The organism is Paenibacillus sp. MMS20-IR301, assembly GCF_032302195.1.
In the GTDB taxonomy this organism is placed as follows: domain Bacteria; phylum Bacillota; class Bacilli; order Paenibacillales; family Paenibacillaceae; genus Paenibacillus_AQ.
The window spans coordinates 5,239,138-5,258,084 of the sequence record NZ_CP135275.1 but is presented as its reverse complement, the minus strand read 5'-3'; the positions used below and the strand labels follow the sequence as shown (position 1 = coordinate 5,258,084).

The following is an 18,947-nucleotide window of genomic DNA, read 5'->3' as shown; positions in this document are numbered from 1 at the left end:
CAGCCCTCCGCTCAGATTATGACATATGCAGGAAGAGGTGAATATCTATGGATAAACCTTGCGTCGTTGCAGGCAGGATTATTGAGATACATGCGGATCGGGTGCTTACCCAGCAAGGGGATGTTATCAGCACATATCATCCCCGGTACTATAAGCTGCCGGACGCAGAGCCATGGATTCTAGCCGGATATGATCTGAAAGAGGAACCGGATGTACAGCTTAATGATAAAAGGAAGGCTTCTGTCCCCAAAAGGCGATGGCAGATTATGAGTCCCTGGTTCTCGCCGCAGAAGAAGAGCGCAAATCGCATCTGATTTGCGCTCTTCTTCTGCAAGCATGCCAAAAGAAGACCGTGAAAGATAACGTGCCTCTTATACATATGCAATAGCACTGTGGCTTCATGATTTCATTCTTTTATTATGATAGTATTAATGATAATCTTCTTTTTTCCACCAATTGTACCACCTATCTCATTTTTGCTGCAGGAGTGAGGCTATGGAATTTGTAAAAATATTTTTTGTGAATACAGCTTTATTAATTACGCTATCCTATCTGGCAAATTTAATATACAAGCATACGGTTTCCTACGCATCTGAGCCGGTTAAGAGAGTGAGTTGGGTGCTGCTCGCCATCTTTGCCGGGTGGATCAGCACAGTGTTCGGGTACAGGCTGGATGAGAATGTGATATTTGATCTGCGGATGGTGCCGCTTATCATTTCAACACTGGCTTACCCCCAGCCGCTTATTCTGATTATTATAGGTGTAGGCACCGGGCTTACACGGCTGACCTTCGGCATTAATGAAGCAGCTATGGTGGGGGTGCTGAATTTATCCATTCTGGGCGTCGTCTGTGCCGGACTCAGCTTCTGGGTACGGCGTTCTGCAGCCTCTGTTATCGCGAAAGGACTGGCAGTTCTGCTGGTGGTCAACGTTGTGAATACGCTGAATATTGCCCTGTTCGGGGTGATACCGGCGCAGGAGTACATAACGGAAATCATGCCGGTTACCTTCCCTGCGGGACTGGTGCTGAGTGTGCTGTTCGCTCTGATTATCCGCGATTTCCAGCTGGATCTGATGCGTACCGGACAGATTGTACGGGCAAATGAACTGTTATCGGAACAGACAGAGGAACTCCATAAGAATAAAATCGTGCTGGAGGAGAGAGCCAAGCAGCTGATGCTCGCTTCACAGTTCAAGTCGGAATTCCTGGCCAATATGTCCCATGAGCTGAGAACACCGCTGAACAGCATCATTAACCTGTCCCAGATTATTGAAGAAGGCGATAATGCGCTAAGTGTGGACGAGCTTGCGGAATACGGCGGGATTATCCACCGGTCGGGCGAGGATCTGCTGTCACTGATCAATGATATCCTTGACCTGTCCAAGGTGGAAGCGGGCAAGCTGGACATTGTTAATGAAGATTTGAATATCAGCGAAATTCCTGATCTGCTCCTGCAGCAGTTTAGTGTTGTGGCTAAGCAGAAGCAGCTGGATTTCCTGGTTTCCCTGGGCACTGAGGTGCCGGGGGTGATCTTCACGGATCCCCAGCGGGTACAGCAGATCCTCCGCAACCTGCTCTCCAATGCCTTCAAATTCACTATGACAGGCGGTGTCTCGCTGAATATCACCGTAGTCGAGCGCCAGGAGGGGCCGGCTTTGCGGAAATGGGTTGCGTTCGAGGTGCAGGACAGCGGGATCGGCATTCCGCCAGAGAAGCATGATCTGATCTTTGAAGCCTTTGAACAGGCAGATACGAATGTCAGCCGCAAGTATGGCGGTACGGGGCTCGGCTTATCCATCAGTAATGACCTGGCAAGGCTGCTCGGGGGGTTCATCACCCTGCACAGCCGGGAAGGCCAGGGGAGTCTGTTCTCGCTTTACCTGCCCCTTGAAGTCCAGGAGAATCTGAGCAGCTGAGGCTCCAAGTTTATTTGTGATTTCGGTGCATTGACAGGAACTTGCTGCGGAGTAGAATGAAGCAAAAGCCGCATCAAAGGAGTGTTATCACCCCATGAACATCATGAGAAACCGGCCGCTGCGGAACCGCTCTAAGGAAGTACGCAAAGCCTCGATACACCGTAAGAATCTGCAGATTGCCACCTTTGAAGGGATACCGGCCACGATATTTCAGGTGCTGCTGCAAGGGCAGTTCCTGACCGGCTTTCTGTTATATCTGGGGGCGGGCTCCAGCCAGATCGGATTCGTCCTGGCGCTTACCACCCTCGTAAACGTAGCACAAATCGGAGTGGCCTACCTGATCCAGAAGCTGCCGAGCCGCAAGTGGGCGATGGTTACTTTTATCGGCCTGCATAGACTGTTATGGGGATCTACCGGTCTTGTACCGTTTATCTTTCCCCAGGCGCATTGGGTGACCGCTTTCATAGTTTTGTATACAATTGCTTTCATAGCCAGTACTGCTGGCGGTATGCTGTGGAACTCTGTGATCAGTGACCTTGTGCCTGCCCGGGTAAGAGGCCGGTATTTCGGCATACGCAATACATTTCTGAATGCACTGGGAAGCCTGGTCATGTACGGGGGCGGATTGATTTTGGACCGTTATCCGGGCGGGCACGGGTTCCTGATTCTGTACATTATCGTTTGGATATTTGCATTCATGGACGTAGTAGTATTCATCTTTTATCCTGATGCGCCGTTTGAGAGATCGGAAGAGAAGAATTTTCTGCCGATGTTTAAGAAACCGCTTCATGATAAGCTGTTCATGAAGTCTACGCTGTTCCTGTCAGCCTGGCTGCTGCTGCAGAACCTGACAGTACCGCTGTATTCCTATGTCATGCTGCAGCTGCTGCATATCAATTATGAGAAGCTGTCGCTGCTGAATGTAGCACAGACCGTCTTCATGATGGCCAGCTTCTATGTATGGGGCAATCTGAATGCCAGATACAGCAACAAGCGGCTGCTGCTCTGGACGCTGCCGATTATCGCCGTCTCCTCACTCATGTGGGGGTTGTTGTCTGTACTGCCGATGTTGCCTGTTCTGTTTGCTGCCCATATTGTGTTTGGGGTAGGTGTAGGCGGCTTCAACCAGCTGGCCTTCAACTTTATTATCGGGGATACACCTAAGAAAGAGCGGCCGATGTACATGGCTATGTATGCGGCGCTTACGGGGCTTGCCGCTTTCTTCGGCCCGCTGATCGGGGGGCGGATCTATGAATGGATTAAGGCCTGGCCTGAAGGGATGCAGGTGTATGGCATGCAGCTTGTTGTAGGGACGCTGATGATTATCTTGGCATTGCTGCTGGGCCGCCGTATTCTGCGGGATCAATAATATAAAGGTCTGATAACAAGGAGGCGATCCGGGTGACGAGAATTGCAGTAGTGCTGGGAGCAACAGGGCTGGTAGGCAGGGCGCTGACAGAGGATCTGCTGAACGGAGCCTGGGATGAGGTCCGCGTGCTGGTCCGCCGGCCGCTGCCGCTGCAGCTGCAGCATGAACGGCTGAAGCAGGCTGTAATCGACTGGGAGCAGCTGGAGCAGTATAAAGAGCAGTTCATAGGCGTCCACGCCGTGTTCTGCTGTCTGGGAACGACTATTAAGAAGGCCGGCTCACAGAAGCAATTCGAGCGGGTTGATCTGGAGTATCCGCTCGCTGCAGCGGCCCTTGCCAAAGACTGCGGAGTGAAGCAGTTTCTGGCCGTATCCTCGATAGGGGCAAGCGCCAGGTCGCGCAACTTCTACAGCCGCACCAAGGGACGGGCGGAGGACGGCCTGATTGCGGCCGGCTTCCACGGCCTGCATCTCTTCCGGCCCTCCCTGCTGCTGGGCGAGCGGGAGGAATTCCGGCTCGGCGAGCGTGCAGCTGCCGTGCTGATGAAGGGTCTGGACTTCGCTATGATCGGACAAGCGGCGAAGTACCGCGCTGTGCCTGCAGCCAGAGTAGCGCGGGCGATGATGAATATTGCCCTTGCGGACACCGGCGGCGTGCATATCTACTCCAGCGATGTAATTCAGGTTATCGGCAAGCATTAGGGCTGCCAAGGTTTGCAATATGCCGAGCGGAGGACGTACAATAAGACAAACCATTACTTGTACATAGCGGCCGGCAGGCCGCGTACAGCAAGCAGGAGGAGCAGATCATGAGTAAAAAACAGGTGGCAACAAACAAAGCGCCGGGAGCCATCGGCCCTTACAGCCAGGCAATTATCGCCGGGAACTGGGTCTATACATCAGGCCAGCTTGGGCTGGATCCGCAGACGGGTACACTGGCAGATAATGTGCAGGAGCAGGCCCGCCAGTCGCTGAGCAATGTGAAGGCGATCCTGGAGGAAGCAGGCGCATCCCTGGATCATGTGGTGAAGACTACCGTGTACCTTAAGGACATGAATGATTTCGCGGCAGTCAATGAAGTGTACAGTTCCTTCTTCTCCGAGCCTTATCCGGCCCGCAGTGCCGTTGAGGTAGCGCGTCTGCCTAAGGACGGTCTCGTAGAGATTGAAGCGGTAGCACGCAAGAAATAACAGATGTCCGGTATATGCAGGATAACATGGAATGAGCGGCAATCCCCCGTAACCTTATCTAAAGGTGCGGGGGATTTTTTGGCTCTGGACAGGAAAGGGTCAGTATCTGCTCCCGGCACGGCGCGGGGTAAGCAGCAGCCAGATGCTGTAGAGCAGCAGAAGTCCTGCGATAATTACACCGGTGAAGAAAATCCCGTCAGTACCCTTATGCTCCATAGCAATAGCGATATACGCCCAGACGAAGACAAGCGGATAAATGCTGTCCCGGTGAGGGAAACTGACAAGTACAGCCAATACTGCGCCTACACAGAGCATAATGACAGCCCAGGCTGGTCCGCTGAGTCCGAAGCCGTCCCAGTTATTTTTGTCCAGCACAATGCTTACATTCACGATGGTGGCTACCGATATCCAGCCGAGATAAATGCTGAAGGGCAGCTTAACCAGCCATTTCTCGCCTGTAGTCGGATCTGCAATGCTGCGTGTCCGGCGGTAGATCACAATCAGTGAAAGGAGCAGCAGTGCCATGGCGGCTACTGACAGCTCAATGTACAGATAATGCCAGAGGAACAGCCAGCCCATATTAAAGAGACAGCTCAGTATGAACCAGATGCCTATCCGCTGTATGGAATCCCTGCCTCCGGCAGCGTTGCGGAACTGGTAAATGACGAACCCGGCCAGCAGTATATAGATCAGGGACCAGATGGAGAAGGCATAGCCCGCCGGTGTGATATAGGTAGAAAACCTGTCCGAAATTTCACCGGTGCTGTTCCCGCCGAGCGGCAGGGTCACCGAGAGGGTGTTGACGGCGATCACGCCGAGATACAGCAGGAGGTTCCACCACTTATAAGGATTGGATCTGCTCATTATATCACTCCTAAGATTGGTTATTTAGTTGGTTCGACCTTGGCCTACATAGAATATACCCGCTTTAACGGCAATTATGACGGTTCCCGGCAAAAAAATGACCAACAGGTCATAAAAATCGCGGATAGTCTTCCGCGAGCCCGGGGTAATATGTAGTCAAGAAGTGCTTTTACGGGAAGAACCGGGATAGAACAGGCTACAACCAAAGGGGGCTAAAATGCATGGAGAGCAGCGAGGCGATACGCCCCGAGAAAATGGGGCCGCTGGTGATGAAGGAGACCTGGAATACCCCGGGCAGTGTGGTGTCCTGGGAGCTGGCGGAGAATGTCTACATTGTACGCGGGGAATGCGCCGGAATGGTCTTTATCTTTTTGAGTGATGATATGTTCCGGATGAAGCTCTTTCACGGCCAAGTGCCTGACCTCACTACATCGGCGGCGGTGATGAATGAGAACTGTGTCCCGCATCTGTTCCCGGTAGAGGAGACGGACGGGCAACTGATCTTCACAACTAGTGACATCAGGCTGATTATCGAGAAATCATCATTTCTGCTCCGCGTAGAGAATACGGCCGGCAAGACCATCATGCAGCAGAATCTGGCCAGCTGGAACCCGCGCGGTGCGAGCCATGCAGAGTATGATATGCAGCCGAAGTCGCATTTTTACGGGCTGGGTGAGAAATCAAGCTTCCTGGATAAACGCGGGGAGCGTTATACGAACTGGAACACCGATGTCTTCGCTCCGCATCTGCCGGAAATTGAGGCGCTCTACGAATCAATACCGCTGATTATTCATATGCACGGTGACCTCACCTACGGCTTGTTCCTCGACAATACCGGCCGGAGCGATTTCGACATGCGTTCGCATGGGATTGCGTTTACCATTGGCTGCTCTACGGGGTCATACGACATCTATTTCATTAACGGGCCTGAGATGAAGGATGTCGTCAAAAGATACACTACGCTCACCGGACGGATTGCGCTCCCGCCTAAATGGGCTATCGGCTACCACCAGTCCCGCTACAGCTACATGAATCAGCAGGAGGTGCTGCAGCTCGCCCGGACCTTCCGTGAGAAAAATATCCCCTGTGATGTCATCTATCTGGATATTCATTATATGGACGAGTACCGTGTCTTCACCTTTGACCCCGTTAACTTTCCTGATCCGCAGAGAATGATCTCGGAGCTCGGGGAGCTGGGTGTGCGGATTGTGCCGATTGTCGATCCCGGTGTGAAAAAAGACCCCAAATTCGAGGTGTATAAGGAAGGTGTGCTGGAGAAGCATTTCTGCCGCCGGCTGGAAGGGGATATCTTCTTCGGCGAGGTGTGGCCGGGCATCAGCGCCTTCCCGGATTTCAGCGACAGCCGGACTGCGGAGTGGTGGGGCGATCTGCATAAATTTTATACGGACCTCGGTATCCAGGGCATCTGGAATGATATGAACGAGCCGGCGGTATTCAATGAGAGCAAGACGATGGATCTCGATGTGATGCATTTCAATAACGGGCGTGCGGTTACCCATGAGGAGTATCATAATTTGTACGGGATGATGATGTCCAAGGCTACCTATGAGGGGCTGGCTGGGCATATGGGCGGCGAGCGGCCTTTTGTGCTGACCCGGGCCGGGTACGCAGGCATTCAGCGGTATGCGGCTGTATGGACCGGGGATAACCGCAGCTTCTGGGAGCATATGGCGATGGCGATGCCGATGGTGCTCAATATGGGCCTGTCCGGCCTGGCCTTTGCCGGTCCGGATATCGGCGGCTTTGCCCACCATACCTCTGCCCAGCTGCTGGTGCGCTGGACGCAGATGGGGGTCTTTTTCCCGTACTGCCGTAATCATTCCTCGATCGGTACGCTGCGCCAGGAGCCGTGGTCCTTCGGGGAGGAGGTCGAGGGGATTCTCCGCGAATTCATCGGGCTGCGGTACCGCTGGATGCCGCATTTATATAACCTGTTCCATGAGGCGGAGATATGCGGTCTGCCGGTGATCCGGCCGCTGGTGCTGGAATATCCGCGTGACCCGCATGTGACGAACCTGTGCGACCAGTTCCTGCTGGGTGACAATGTGCTGATTGCCCCGGTTTACCGCCCGGATACGGATCACCGGTCAGTCTATTTGCCGGAGGGGCACTGGATTGACTACTGGGACGGGGAGATTCATGCAGGCGGGTGCCATATTCTCGCTGCTGCGCCGCTGCATATTATGCCGATGTATGTGCAGGCGGGGACGTTCACGGCCGAAGGACCGCTGAAGCAATATGCGCTGGAGGATAAGGCGGAGACGGTTATCTTCCATCTCTTCGGGGCGGAGGTGGGCAGCGGCTTCTCGGCGGGTTACAGCCTGTATGAGGATGACGGGCACAGCTTCGGCTACCGCAGAGGACAGTATTCAGAGCTTAAGGTACAGGCTGAGGGTACAGAGGGGGCGCTGGTACTGAAGTGGGCTTATACTGTACAGGATTACCGGCCGCGCCGGGAGCTGCTGCAGTTCGCCCTGTGCTATCCTAACTTCAGCATAGCCGGGGTAGAGGGGCTTGCGGAGATCAGCCTGGAGCAGCTGAAGGCCGGCCGGACCGGCTGGGCGTATAACGGCAAGAAGGGTGCAATTATTGTGCAGATAAACGATGCTGCTGAGGGCGGGGAACTGCTCATTCTGGCTCATGAATGACTTGTACTTCTTAAGACTGGCCCGCCTTTGGCGGGCTCTTTGGTGTCTCAGGAACACCTGCGAGCCGGCAAACGGCCCGTATTAGCAGAAAAATCTGCGGAAATTCTTCAAAAAAGTACAGAAAGGTTTTTAAATATAGGCATTTTCGTATAAGATGAAGGGATGAAGAAAAAAGTTACACCGACGAACATAAGCGGATAGCGGTACAGCTAATGCTGCTGGTACGGCTTCACTATATTTACTCGCGGAGAAGGATGCGGCCCTCCGGCTGGGATGGACCTGCACCTTCTGTTTGCTTAAAGGAATGGAGATCATCAATGATTAAGCATCTGTATGCAATATGGCTGGGGGATGTGTTTTTTTGCTTCTCGGGCGAGACTTCTGAGCCGAAGGTGGACGCGTGGACACGTGTAATCAAACGGCTGGAGCTCCGGGGCGGCTGGCGTCCCTTTGCCGGAGCAGCGCTGCGGCTGGCGGAAGTGAAGTACCCGGTTGCCGCCGCCGCTGAAGGCCGGACGGCCCGCCGCAGCCTGCCCGGGCGCACGCTTGAAGGGCTGGCCCTCTCACCTAAGGACGCGTTCGAGCTGCTTCTCGCCTGGGACGAACAGGCAAGCCGCGCCCAGGGAATTGAACCCGGCGGGGAGCTGCGGTACTGGTCGGCCGCTGCCCGGTTCGCGCTGGAGCTGATGGGCAAGGGCGGAGTAGTGCCGGGTGCACAGCCGCAGCGTACGGTCGGAGCACGCCGCCGCGGCGGGGAACAGGCGGCTGCCGTGTGCTGGTCGCCTGCCTTCAGGGAAGAAGCGGATAAGGACTTCTTCCTGCAGATGGCCGCCTCCATGCCGGTACTGGCGCTTGGCACGCATGTGGCCGAAGAAGGGGATCTGTCCTCGCGCGAGGAGGCCGGCGGGTATGTGCTCTATTCCTTCCTGCAGGCTATTCTGACTGCAGAGATCAAGAATGTGACCGCCGCAAATGAGAGTGCACTGTCCCCCTATAAGGCTAACTACCGCCGCGGCTACTCGCCTCTGACTGAGCTGTGGTGGAACAGTCTGCTCACCGGCAGCCGGGATATTCCTGTGCAGGGTACTCCTGTAGAAGTGAGCGAGCTGCTGGCAATGGTCAGCGAGACGGCAGGCAATGAGGTGCCGCATTTCGAGACTGAGGAAGCAAGCAGCGGACAGCTCAGCCTGGGCCTGCGCCTGGAGCCGCCTGAGGGCGAGCATGAGCTGTGGAAGCTGACATACTGGGCGGAGAGCCGGGAGGAAGGGGAATTCTGGATTCCGGCAGAGGCGGTCTGGAGCAGCAAGGAACGGGAATTCACCCTGTGGGGCAAGCGCTACCGCAACATTCAGCAGCAGCTGCTGGCCGCACTGGGCCGGGCAGCGAAGCTGGCGCCCGATATTCAGCGCTCGCTTACAGGGCCGGCGCCTTGCGGGGTGGAGCTGCCTCCGGAGCGGCTCTATTTCTTCCTGAAGGAGAGCGTTCAGGAGCTGCGCGAGCGGGGGATTACGGTGCAGATGCCTTCACGCTGGAGCCGGGAGGGCCGGCGGAAAATCGGCATGCGGATGAGAATGCAGCCGCCAGCCGGCACTATCGACGGTCCTGCACAAGCCTCCCTGGGCATGGAGGAGCTTATATCTTTCCGCATTGAGGCCTCCCTCGGGGATTCGGATATAACCGAGGAGGAACTGAATGTTCTGGTAGAAGCCGGAGTGCCGTTTGTGCAGTTCCGCGGGGAATGGATCGAAGTGGACCCGAAAGAGGTCCGGCAGGTACTGAGATACATGAAGCGCAATGAGAGCGGAGAGATGACGGCGGCCGACTGGATGCGCCTTACGGCAGAGGACGGCGAGGAGCGGCTGTGGAAGGGCATGTCGGTTACGGGCATGGAGACCTCCGGGCTGCTCGCGTCCCTGATGCACGGCGATGTGCTGCGCGGAATGCCGCTGCGGCCGGTGCCGCAGGATCTGAACGGAACCCTGCGTCCTTACCAGGAGCGGGGGTATCAGTGGCTGACAGCACTCAGCGGCCTGGGCTTCGGTGTCTGCCTGGCCGACGATATGGGCCTCGGTAAAACGGTACAGGTCATCACCTGCCTGCTCGACCGGGCCCAGGAAGCAGCGCCCGGAGTGAAGCAGGAGCCTGTACTCATTCTCTGCCCGACCTCGCTGCTCGGCAACTGGCAGCGGGAGCTGCAGCGGTTTGCTCCTTCGCTTAGCGTGCATATCCATCACGGCGGCCGTCGGGTGCGCGGGGAAGGCTTCACCGCGCTTGCAGCCAGCCACGAGATTGTGCTGACCACTTATCACCTGGCCGGCCGGGATAGCGAGGATCTGGCAGGAGTGCACTGGTCAACAGTTGTGCTGGATGAAGCGCAGTATATTAAGAATCACCGCACGAAGCAGGCGCAGAGCGTAATGAAGCTGACGGCACCGCACCGGATTGCGATGACGGGTACACCGGTCGAGAACCGGCTGGGCGAGCTGTGGTCGATTTTTCATTTCCTGAATCCGGGTTATCTGGGGACGTATCATTCGTTCCGCCAGCGTTATGTATCCGGGGAAGGCGGGGAACGGCTGCGTGAGCTGCACCGTCTGGTCTCACCCTTCCTGCTGCGCCGCCTGAAGAGCGATCCGGATATCTCCAAGGATCTGCCCGAGAAGCTGGAGCTCAAGTCTTATTGTCCGCTTACGGAGACGCAGGCGGCGTTGTATAAGGGCGTTGTGGATGAGATGCTGGGTGTCATCGGAGAGCGGTCGGGTATGGCCCGCCGCGGGCTGGTGCTGTCCTCCCTGACCAAGCTGAAGCAGATCTGCGATCATCCCCAGCTGTTCCGCAAGGATGAAGGCCGCATTCCGCGCAGTGAGCCGTCCGGCAAGATGGATGTCATGTTCGAGGTGCTGGACAGCATCTCCGAGCTGGGGGAAGCCGCGTTAATCTTCACACAATATGTGGCGATGGGCGAGCTGCTGGTCAGCCGCCTGGCCAGACGGTACGGGCAGACGCCGCTTTTCCTGCACGGCGGCATCCCTAAGCGGGAGCGTGACGAGATGGTGCGTGCTTTCCAGGAAGGGGAGGGCCCTGCATTCTTCGTCCTGTCCCTCAAAGCCGGAGGCGTAGGCCTCAATCTGACCAGAGCCAATCATGTGCTGCATTATGACCGCTGGTGGAATCCCGCAGTAGAGAATCAGGCAACAGACCGGGCCTTCCGGATCGGACAGCACAAAAATGTCCAGGTGCATAAGCTGATCTGCCAGGGAACGCTGGAGGAGCGGATTGATGAGCTGATCGAACGTAAAAAAAGCTTGTCCGAGCAGGTAGTCGGCTCCGGTGAGAACTGGTTAACCGAAATGTCCAACCATGAGCTGAAGGAGCTTATTGAGCTGCAGGGCCAGGACTGGATGTAGTCCGGCGGTGTCAGGCGGAACTTGTACTTAAGAAAGAGAGGGATCATCAATGGGCGAACTGCTGGAGCTGAGGCTGGAGGTGCTGCCCGGCATAATCAAGGCTGCCGGGAGTCTGGGAAGTGCTGCAGGCGGCAGAGCCGGCCAGCCGGGCAGCAAGCGTACAGGTGCAGAGGAGCAGCTGAAGCGGGTGAGTCTCACCTTGAATATTCCGGTATGGTCCGCTGAGCGGAAGCGTGAAGTAATCGGACGGCTCTCGGGCCATCCGGGGGAGCTGTATGATGTGCTGCAGGGCAGCCTGAATGGCGGCCCTGCGCAGCTTGAGCTGCTGCCGACTGACAGTGAGCTGCAGCAGGCCGTGAGCGGTCAGGAGACCGGGGCGCTGCCGGCAGAGGAACTGCTGGCCCGGGTCAAGCGGCAGCTGGCCGATGAGCCGCTGCTTGCCTTTGCCCTGCGCGGTCTCCCTAAGGAGGAGCTGCTGTCCGGAGTATTTGCCCTCTGGGCAGGGCAGGGCAATGAACGGAGCGGGGAAACAGGCGGGACCTCACCGGCCCCTGGAACACTGGCATCGGAGCTGGCCCGGCTCGAACGCAAGGGACCGGCTGTATCCTCCAGCGAATGGCTCGCCGAGGCGGCGGCGGAAGGCTCGCTTCACCAGCCCGGCCCGCTGTTCCATGAAATATCCGCCCGGCCCTTCCCGGCTATCCCTGATGTTATTGAGCCGCAGGAGGAGTGGGGCCTGCTGCTGCAGCAGACCCCCAAGGCCCCGGCCGGGCTGGCTCTGCTGCTGCGCCGGGTATCGGAAGCAGCTGCGGGACGGGCAGCAGGCTTGAATAAACTGTAAGCCTGCAGGACTGCTTGAACTGTACCATTTGAATAACGTAGGGGCCCCCTGTTAAGAATGTAGCCAGTCACGTAAAGGTTGTACAAGTGACTAGCTACACGTTACGGACAGGAGAGACGTTAAGCCTGGGAAAGGCACCGGATTGCCGGACTTGCGGACACCAGCGCCGTTATTTCACCGAATATAGGCTGTGGAGTCCATAAGGGGCAGAATTGGATTGATTTGAATGGCTTAGCCATGATTATGGCATTTTTTTATCACAAATAAACTGAAACGGCGGCCGCCCCTTGAAGGACGGCCGCCGTTTCAGTTTATCTGCATTTTATGCTAAAGGCCCGCTGTTGCCGCCGCCTTCGGACAGCTCCAGAATCTCCCGGCGCAGACGGAGCATCTTCTGATCCAGCTCGTCTGCGGCACGCGCCGCCTCCTTCAGCTCCTCCGCGACATGCGGCGGCAGCTGCTTGTCGAACTTATAGTAGAGAATATGCTCCATGCTGGCCCAGAAATCCATTGCGAGTGTCCGCAGCTGAATTTCGGCCTTGACCCAGCGGGTTCCTTCCAGCAGCACCAGCGGAATGGCAACAATCAGATGCAGGCTCTGATAGCCGTTTGGTTTCGGATGGGCGATATAGTCTTTAATCTCCAGCACCCGGATATCCTCACGTCCGCAGAGGTGATCGACGAGCCGGTAAATATCCTTCACAAACGCACAAACGATCCGCATCCCGGCGATATCATGAATATGCTGCTCCATATTGTCCAGGGTGAACTCATGGCCCTTGCGCTCCATTTTTTGCACAATGCTCTTCGGTTCCTTGATCCGTGATTTCACATGCTCGATCGGACTATAGCCGTCGCGCACCTGCCACTCGGTCCGGATGATATCAATTTTATTCTCAAGCTCATTCAGTGCATGACGGTAAAGCACCGGTAAAGCCTTGAAATTCTCTATCTGCTGGGCAAAATCCTCGTGGATCTGCCATTTCTGCATATCCTTCACATGAACTTGCAGCTTGTGCAGTGTAACCTGTGTACTATCATATTCTTCCACTGAAACTCTCCCGGTATTCGTTATTTGTGACTGCAGGCAATGAACGGATGACTGCGTTGCTCACATAAAAGGTAAAGCCGCTGACAGGTGATGCAATTCTATTTTAACCGATGTACAGGCCCGGAAGCAAAATAATGCCTCAGCGCAGTAAAGAGAAACATTCTGCCTGAAGCCGCGTATAGCACACTATAGACATGAAGAGCAGGCAGGCCGGTATCAGTCACCGGAATCCTTTGGAACAGAGCCGCCGGGACCGTAGCCCTCATCCTGATAACCGGTATTCCCGAGCTTTGGCAGAACGCCAAGCGCTTCAATCAGCTGCCTGGTTTCATCTGTCCCATGGCCGTGCAGGTACTGGAAGATCCGGAGGGTGGCATCGTCAAACTGCCCGGCTGCTGAATCGTGATCCGCTGATTTATAGGGGATAAAAGCACGCCTGAAGGCAAAATCATCGCTGCTGGCCAGCTCCTTCAGCAAATCCTGAAGCACGTTGAGCTCTTCACCCGAGAGCAAAACCTCGAATTCATGTTCACCGGACGGCATATCTTGAACAAGACCATGATTCACAGACACGAAATATCGTTTATGTTTATCGACAGGCAATGTGAACCCTCCATTCTTCGATTATATTCGCGGCGGCGGCTGTTTATCAGACACGAACCTCCTTGGTATTTTACACACAGCGACAAATAATGAATCTAGCGGGGACTTTTGGTATGATAGAGTCACGTTTTACGCTGCTGCATGAAGTGACGTGGAAATGTTGGGTTGTTTTACAGCTGTAATCAGCTGATTCTCACTCTGGAGAAGGAGGAACTGCAATGAATTTTCTGCAACGCATTAAAGACGGGGCCAGCCGGGTGAGTGAAAAAGCACAAAGCTCGGTGGAAGTCAGCAAGCTGAACGGGCAAATTGCGGACATTGAACATGAGATGCAAATTGAATTTTTGAAAATGGGAAAGCTTTTCTATGAAGGATTCCGTACTCGGGATATGTCGGTGGCCGAAGGCCAGATGATTGAGCTGGCGCGCGGCTGCAGCAGGCTGCAGGAGCAGATCGAGGGCGTGCGGGGAAGAATTGCCGAGCTCAAAAATGAACGCCTCTGCGCATGCGGCCAGATCGTGGCACTGGATGCGAACTTCTGTCCGCACTGCGGGCGGAAGCTTGAGGCCATTTCACTGCACAAGGAGCCGGCAGCTGCTCCGGCACAGGCACAAGCACCTGCTGTGACGGTACATACCGTACATGAGTTTGAAGATGAGGAAGATCAGTTCTACGGCGAGGAAGAGCTGACCGAAGCAGAGCGGGAGCTTGCCAAGAGACATGATCCCCGCACCGCATATGCCGAGATCATTCCGGTAAATGAAGATGACGCGGAGCCTGACGGATACGTTCAGGCTGTGCCTGATACAGAACGGAGCCGCCGTGAGGCGGATGAACTGGAACGGGAGCGTGAGCGCCAGCTGGAGCTGGACCGGCGCATCCGGGACTGGAAGGCCAGCGAGCCAGCAGTCCAGGTGACGGCCGGGGAAACGGGTGCACGCGATATAGTGAAATGCCAAATTTGCGGCACGGATCTGCCGAAAGGCTCAATGTGGTGCCCGCGCTGCGGTTCAGAGCAAATATAGACAGTGTTGTACAGTCAGCATAGGAGGACACAATAAATGAAACAGTTGCTGCTGCATCTGCGCAATTTGGGTTTCACAGAGATGGAAGCCAAAATTATGGTTGAGCTGGCCAGTAAAGGCCAGGCCTCGGGCTACGAAGTGGCGAAGCAGCTAGGCGTATCAAGATCGAATGTGTATGCGGCGCTGCAGCGCCTGACCCAGCAGGGGTATGTCCGCTGCGGGGAAGGCGAGCCTGCACGTTATAGCGTACTGGACCCTGAAGAGCTGGCGACGATGATCTCCGGCAAGGTGCAAGCTTCGCTGGCCTATATGGAAAGTGAAATGCCGCGCGGCGGCCCGATCAGCCCTTCGTTCTACAATGTGGAGGGTGAACGCAACGTGATCGGGGAGCTGACCCGCCAGCTGAATCTCGCCGCCCAAGAGATTGTAGTTGATGTATGGCGGGAGGAGGCCTCGCTGCTGCGCAGCGAGCTGGAACAGGCTGAGCTGCGCGGAGTGAAGCTTCTCTGGGCGTTTGACGGCGGCAATGCCGCTCCGGCCGCTTATCCGGTCTGGCCCCCGCTTCCGGGCAAGCCGCCGCGCAGCGGAGGACGGAAGTTCTCTTTTGTCATCGACCGTTCATGGTGCATGCTCGGCATGCGTTATGAGGACGGCAACGCACAGGCGGTGGTTACGGAGCATCCTGTGCTTGTAGAGCTGCTGCTGAACCATTTCACACAGGAAATGGTCTTGTTCGAGCTTGAAGAGGATATGGGTCCTGAGCTGCAGAAGCGGTACGGGGAGCGCTATAGCCGGATTCACAGCAAATATGTATGGCAGGAGCCGGAAGAGGCAGGAGAAGAGGGGGCGGATTAGCTCCCGGAGCTACAGCTGATACTAAGCTAGGGAGGTGACAAGCATGGAGTGTATTGTTCATTTTGATGTACAGCATACGGAGGGCGTTAAGTCCCTGCGCGGGCTGCTGTTTCTGGAAGAAGGCCAGACCCCTGGAGAGCAGGAGCTGGTGGATATGTTCAAGGACATGAAGTTTAATGTACGGCTTGAGGACCGGGAGAAACTGATCTTTAAGCCGCTGGCACCCGGGGAAAAGTATTCGGAGATCCGCATTACCAGCTTCGACGGCGGGAAGAAGAACAGCAAGCAGGATAACGAGCTGAAGTCGATCGTAGGCAATCTGCTGCCGCAGAAGCCTGCCGGCCTGTAGCTTTGAGGCGGGTAGGGACCATTTGAAGGAAGAGGAGGAGCGCGGATGGAGTTATTGAGACAAAAGGTTATGAACGAAGGGATTGTTCTCGGCCCCGGTGTGCTCAAGGTCGATTCCTTTCTGAATCACCAGATGGACCCGTTTCTGATGCGGGAGGTGGGCCACGAGTTCACCCGCCGTTTTGCCGGGGAGGCGGTCACCAAGGTGCTGACCATCGAATCCTCCGGGATTGCCCCCGGCATCATGACGGCGCTTGCGCTTGAGGTTCCGCTGATTTTTGCCCGCAAGCAGAAGTCGCTGACGCTGACGGAGGATATTTATGTGGAGAAGGTCTATTCCTTCACGAAGAAAGAGACCAACGAGATTACCGTCGCCAGAAAGTTCATTGCTCCCGGCGAGCGGGTGCTGATCATTGATGACTTCCTGGCGAACGGCGAAGCGGCCTTCGGGCTGGCCCGGATTGTTGAGCAGGCAGGCGGCAGTGTGGCCGGTATCGGCATTGTGATCGAAAAAGCGTTCCAGCCTGGAGGCCGGCTCCTGAAGGAAGCCGGATACCGTGTGGAGTCGCTGGTGCGGATCGCTTCGCTCGAGAATGGGATTGTAACTTTCGCTGAAGACTAGGAAGCTGCAGGAACGAACACATAACAGGCGTATGGGCCGTATTGCAGGCCGGACATAGAGTGAACAGGAGGCCCCCGGAGAATGATCCGGGGGTCTTCTGTTTATGGAGCAAGGGGAGGGTGTGCAAGCCGGTCTGCAGGTAACCGGGGCGAACTGAGCAGGCGGGCAGGCGGATAGGAAGCAGGGCGATGAAGTTAGGGAAGGGGCATGGGATAGGCGGTGCGGAAATGGAACTGGCGGGCACAGATGTTGTGCTGATGCTGGGGGATTGCGCTGTTTAGCTTTAGCTTGTGAGTAACCAGGGGTGCACCGGGGTAAGCGGGTAAGAGGCTGGAATGCGGGAATACTGAGGTTGTGATGTGAGGAAGAGCTGCGGCAGTAAATATTGAGTAGTATGCTGCGGCGGTGGCAGTTACGGTTGCAGTCACGGTGTTAGGAGAGGGAGAATATGCAGGATGTATCACGCGGACTGAAATGTGCTTATTTTGCAGATTATGCGTGCTTAGCCTGCGAAGCGGACTCCAGTGCGCCTATTTGTCAAATTAGGGCATCAAATTAGCCGGTTTGCGGAAGATAACGGAACCTCAGTCCGCAAGCACATCAAAAACCCCCTTGCCGGGGAGGATAAGGTCCTCTCAGTCCGCAAGGGGGCACACCCGTGGCTGGAATGCCGGAAAGCCGCTGGTGCGGCTCCGGCGCAGGCCTGGCCTCTCAAGGCCTGGCCGCGCCTAGCCCGCGGGCGCCCGGCATGCCGCCAGGCCCTTCCTAGCCGCTGGCGTGGCAGGACCCGCCGGCTGCGCCAGCAGCGCCCGCTGCAGCCGCCAGCGGCGACAGCACGCGCAGCGCCCCCGGCTCGCAGCGCACGGCCAGCGGCGCGGTGCCGAGGGCCTCGCCGTCGCCGATGGCATGGCGCGGCTGCGCGAAGTGGACGGCTACGCTGCGTCCGCGCAGCATGGTGACATAGGGCAGCGCCACATGCTTGCCCTTCACCACCGTCGGGAACAGCCGCAGCAATTGCCCGCGGCTTACCCCGTGGACCACGCAGACGTCAAGCAGGCCGTCGCCTGATTCCGCCTGCGGGCAGATCAGCAGTCCGCCGCCGTAGCTCGGCAGGTTGCAGACCGAGACCAGCCACGCCCGGTCGAAGGCCTGCTCCTTGCCGTCGCAGGTTACGCTTACGCGGCAGGGCTTGAAGGTGATTAGCGTATGCAGAATGCCGATGATATAAGCCAGCCGGCCGGCGCCGACGGCATTACACAGCCGCTTATACCGGCTGGTATTCACGTTGACGGCCACCTGGGCGTCGAAGCCGCTGGCTACGGCGGTCAGGGTGAGTCCGCCTGCATTCGAGAGCAGATCGGCTTCGAGGCAGCGGTCCTGCAGCGCATTGTCCAGAGCGGCCTCAGGTGTCAGCGGGATGCTGAAGCCCCGCGCGGTGTCATTGCCGGAGCCGGCGGGAATCACCGCCAGCGGTACCCCCCGGCGCCGCAGCGCACCGAGCACGCTGTGGATCGTGCCGTCCCCGCCGATCACGATGGCGGCGCGCCAGTCCTCGCGGCGGGCCAGGGCGTGGAGCACCTGGCTCTCGGCGCTGTCTGCGCTTTGCGTGAACAAGGGCTCATAGGGAACGCCCCGTGCCTGCAGCAGGACTTCCACGGTGTGCCAGGTCCGCAGACCCGCTCCCCCGCCGGAACGGGAGTTTATGATCAATAAATACATGGATGTTCCTCCAGCCTGTAGATTCCTGTATGTCCTGATTCCATTGTACGGAGAGGACAGGCAAAAGGGAATCTTTTTCGCCGGGCTACAGCTGCCGGAGCTGGCTTTCGGCAATGGAACCCGCCCAGGGCAGCTTGAACCATCTTCCGCCCAGCGCATGGTAGATCATGAGTAGCCAGACTGCGAAGCTGCACAGAGAGACTACAGCTCCCAGCAGCGGACCGAGCAGCGGAATGAATCCGCTTAATACATGGATAATCATCAGTGCCCCGAAGGTGATAAGGGACTGCAGGGAATGGAAGAGCACGAAGCGGCTCCGTTTCTCCAGCGCGAGGAATAGGATGGCACCAATAAACGGGAAGATATAGCATAGGGCGGCGGCAAAATGATCAGGCAGTCCGGTGGATGATCGGAATGGGGACAATAGGCTCACTCTCCTTGGATTGGAGAAGAAAGGCATGGCTCATC

Annotated in this window: 17 protein-coding genes; 12 read left to right on the top strand and 5 right to left on the bottom strand. The window is 56.5% G+C overall.

The features are described 5' to 3' along the window. Window positions 1-47: 47 nt before the first annotated feature. From LOS79_RS22425 to LOS79_RS22405, 5 genes are all read left to right on the top strand, one after another. Entirely contained in the window at window positions 48-314 is a 267-nt protein-coding gene (locus LOS79_RS22425; protein ID WP_315412462.1) for a hypothetical protein, read from the top strand. Window positions 315-495: 181 nt separating this feature from the next. Then, the gene (locus LOS79_RS22420) at window positions 496-1,917 is read left to right on the top strand and encodes a sensor histidine kinase (RefSeq protein ID WP_315412460.1); all 1,422 of its coding nucleotides are present in this window, start codon (window positions 496-498) and stop codon (window positions 1,915-1,917) included. 94 nt (window positions 1,918-2,011) lie between these two features. Continuing rightward, complete coding sequence (locus tag LOS79_RS22415) at window positions 2,012-3,286, top strand: MFS transporter (protein ID WP_397386678.1); 1,275 nt, start codon at window positions 2,012-2,014, stop codon at window positions 3,284-3,286. 32 nt (window positions 3,287-3,318) lie between these two features. Beyond that, window positions 3,319-3,987 carry an NAD(P)H-binding protein gene (locus LOS79_RS22410; protein ID WP_315412458.1) on the top strand — a complete coding sequence of 223 codons (669 nt, stop codon included), beginning with the start codon at window positions 3,319-3,321 and terminating at the stop codon, window positions 3,985-3,987. 107 nt (window positions 3,988-4,094) lie between these two features. Continuing rightward, window positions 4,095-4,475: a RidA family protein gene (locus LOS79_RS22405; RefSeq protein ID WP_315412456.1), complete on the top strand. Its 381-nt coding sequence runs from the start codon at window positions 4,095-4,097 to the stop codon at window positions 4,473-4,475. A gap of 99 nt (window positions 4,476-4,574) precedes the next feature. On the opposite strand, the gene LOS79_RS22400 is transcribed toward LOS79_RS22405, so the two are convergent. Then, window positions 4,575-5,339 (bottom strand): tryptophan-rich sensory protein, encoded by a 765-nt coding sequence (locus tag LOS79_RS22400; protein ID WP_315412454.1) that lies wholly within the window; start codon window positions 5,337-5,339, stop codon window positions 4,575-4,577. Window positions 5,340-5,560: 221 nt separating this feature from the next. Here LOS79_RS22400 and LOS79_RS22395 point away from each other — a divergent pair, with 221 nt between their 5' ends. The 3 genes from LOS79_RS22395 (at window position 5,561) to LOS79_RS22385 (ending at window position 12,256) form a co-directional block, all read left to right on the top strand. Continuing rightward, window positions 5,561-8,008: a glycoside hydrolase family 31 protein gene (locus LOS79_RS22395; protein ID WP_315412452.1), complete on the top strand. Its 2,448-nt coding sequence runs from the start codon at window positions 5,561-5,563 to the stop codon at window positions 8,006-8,008. A gap of 317 nt (window positions 8,009-8,325) precedes the next feature. Beyond that, on the top strand, window positions 8,326-11,415 hold the full coding sequence (locus tag LOS79_RS22390; protein ID WP_315412450.1) for a DEAD/DEAH box helicase: 3,090 nt from the start codon (window positions 8,326-8,328) through the stop codon (window positions 11,413-11,415). A gap of 49 nt (window positions 11,416-11,464) precedes the next feature. After that, the gene (locus tag LOS79_RS22385; RefSeq protein ID WP_315412448.1) at window positions 11,465-12,256 is read left to right on the top strand and encodes a hypothetical protein; all 792 of its coding nucleotides are present in this window, start codon (window positions 11,465-11,467) and stop codon (window positions 12,254-12,256) included. A 322-nt stretch (window positions 12,257-12,578) separates the two neighbouring features. On the opposite strand, the gene LOS79_RS22380 is transcribed toward LOS79_RS22385, so the two are convergent. Together LOS79_RS22380 and LOS79_RS22375 are read right to left on the bottom strand one after the other, a co-directional pair. Then, window positions 12,579-13,247: a GTP pyrophosphokinase gene (locus LOS79_RS22380; protein WP_315422387.1), complete on the bottom strand. Its 669-nt coding sequence runs from the start codon at window positions 13,245-13,247 to the stop codon at window positions 12,579-12,581. A 276-nt stretch (window positions 13,248-13,523) separates the two neighbouring features. Further along, complete coding sequence (locus LOS79_RS22375) at window positions 13,524-13,910, bottom strand: hypothetical protein (protein ID WP_315412446.1); 387 nt, start codon at window positions 13,908-13,910, stop codon at window positions 13,524-13,526. A 218-nt stretch (window positions 13,911-14,128) separates the two neighbouring features. On the opposite strand from LOS79_RS22375, the gene LOS79_RS22370 reads away from it, so the two are divergent. Genes LOS79_RS22370 through LOS79_RS22355 form a run of 4 tightly spaced genes read left to right on the top strand, consistent with a single transcriptional unit; the run spans window position 14,129 to window position 16,760 of the window. After that, on the top strand, window positions 14,129-14,935 hold the full coding sequence (locus LOS79_RS22370) for a zinc ribbon domain-containing protein (RefSeq protein WP_315412444.1): 807 nt from the start codon (window positions 14,129-14,131) through the stop codon (window positions 14,933-14,935). A gap of 36 nt (window positions 14,936-14,971) precedes the next feature. Further along, the gene (locus tag LOS79_RS22365; RefSeq protein ID WP_315412442.1) at window positions 14,972-15,790 is read left to right on the top strand and encodes a TrmB family transcriptional regulator; all 819 of its coding nucleotides are present in this window, start codon (window positions 14,972-14,974) and stop codon (window positions 15,788-15,790) included. Window positions 15,791-15,833: 43 nt separating this feature from the next. Further along, window positions 15,834-16,139, top strand: coding sequence for a hypothetical protein (locus LOS79_RS22360; protein ID WP_315412440.1), 306 nt, complete (start codon window positions 15,834-15,836; stop codon window positions 16,137-16,139). 45 nt (window positions 16,140-16,184) lie between these two features. Next, window positions 16,185-16,760, top strand: coding sequence for a xanthine phosphoribosyltransferase (locus tag LOS79_RS22355; RefSeq protein ID WP_315412438.1), 576 nt, complete (start codon window positions 16,185-16,187; stop codon window positions 16,758-16,760). A 765-nt stretch (window positions 16,761-17,525) separates the two neighbouring features. Here the strand turns inward: LOS79_RS22355 and LOS79_RS22350 are convergent. Together LOS79_RS22350 and LOS79_RS22345 are read right to left on the bottom strand one after the other, a co-directional pair. Beyond that, window positions 17,526-18,479 (bottom strand): diacylglycerol/lipid kinase family protein, encoded by a 954-nt coding sequence (locus LOS79_RS22350; protein ID WP_315412436.1) that lies wholly within the window; start codon window positions 18,477-18,479, stop codon window positions 17,526-17,528. Window positions 18,480-18,564: 85 nt separating this feature from the next. Beyond that, window positions 18,565-18,903, bottom strand: coding sequence for a DUF4870 domain-containing protein (locus tag LOS79_RS22345; RefSeq protein ID WP_315412434.1), 339 nt, complete (start codon window positions 18,901-18,903; stop codon window positions 18,565-18,567). Window positions 18,904-18,947 lie beyond the last annotated feature (44 nt).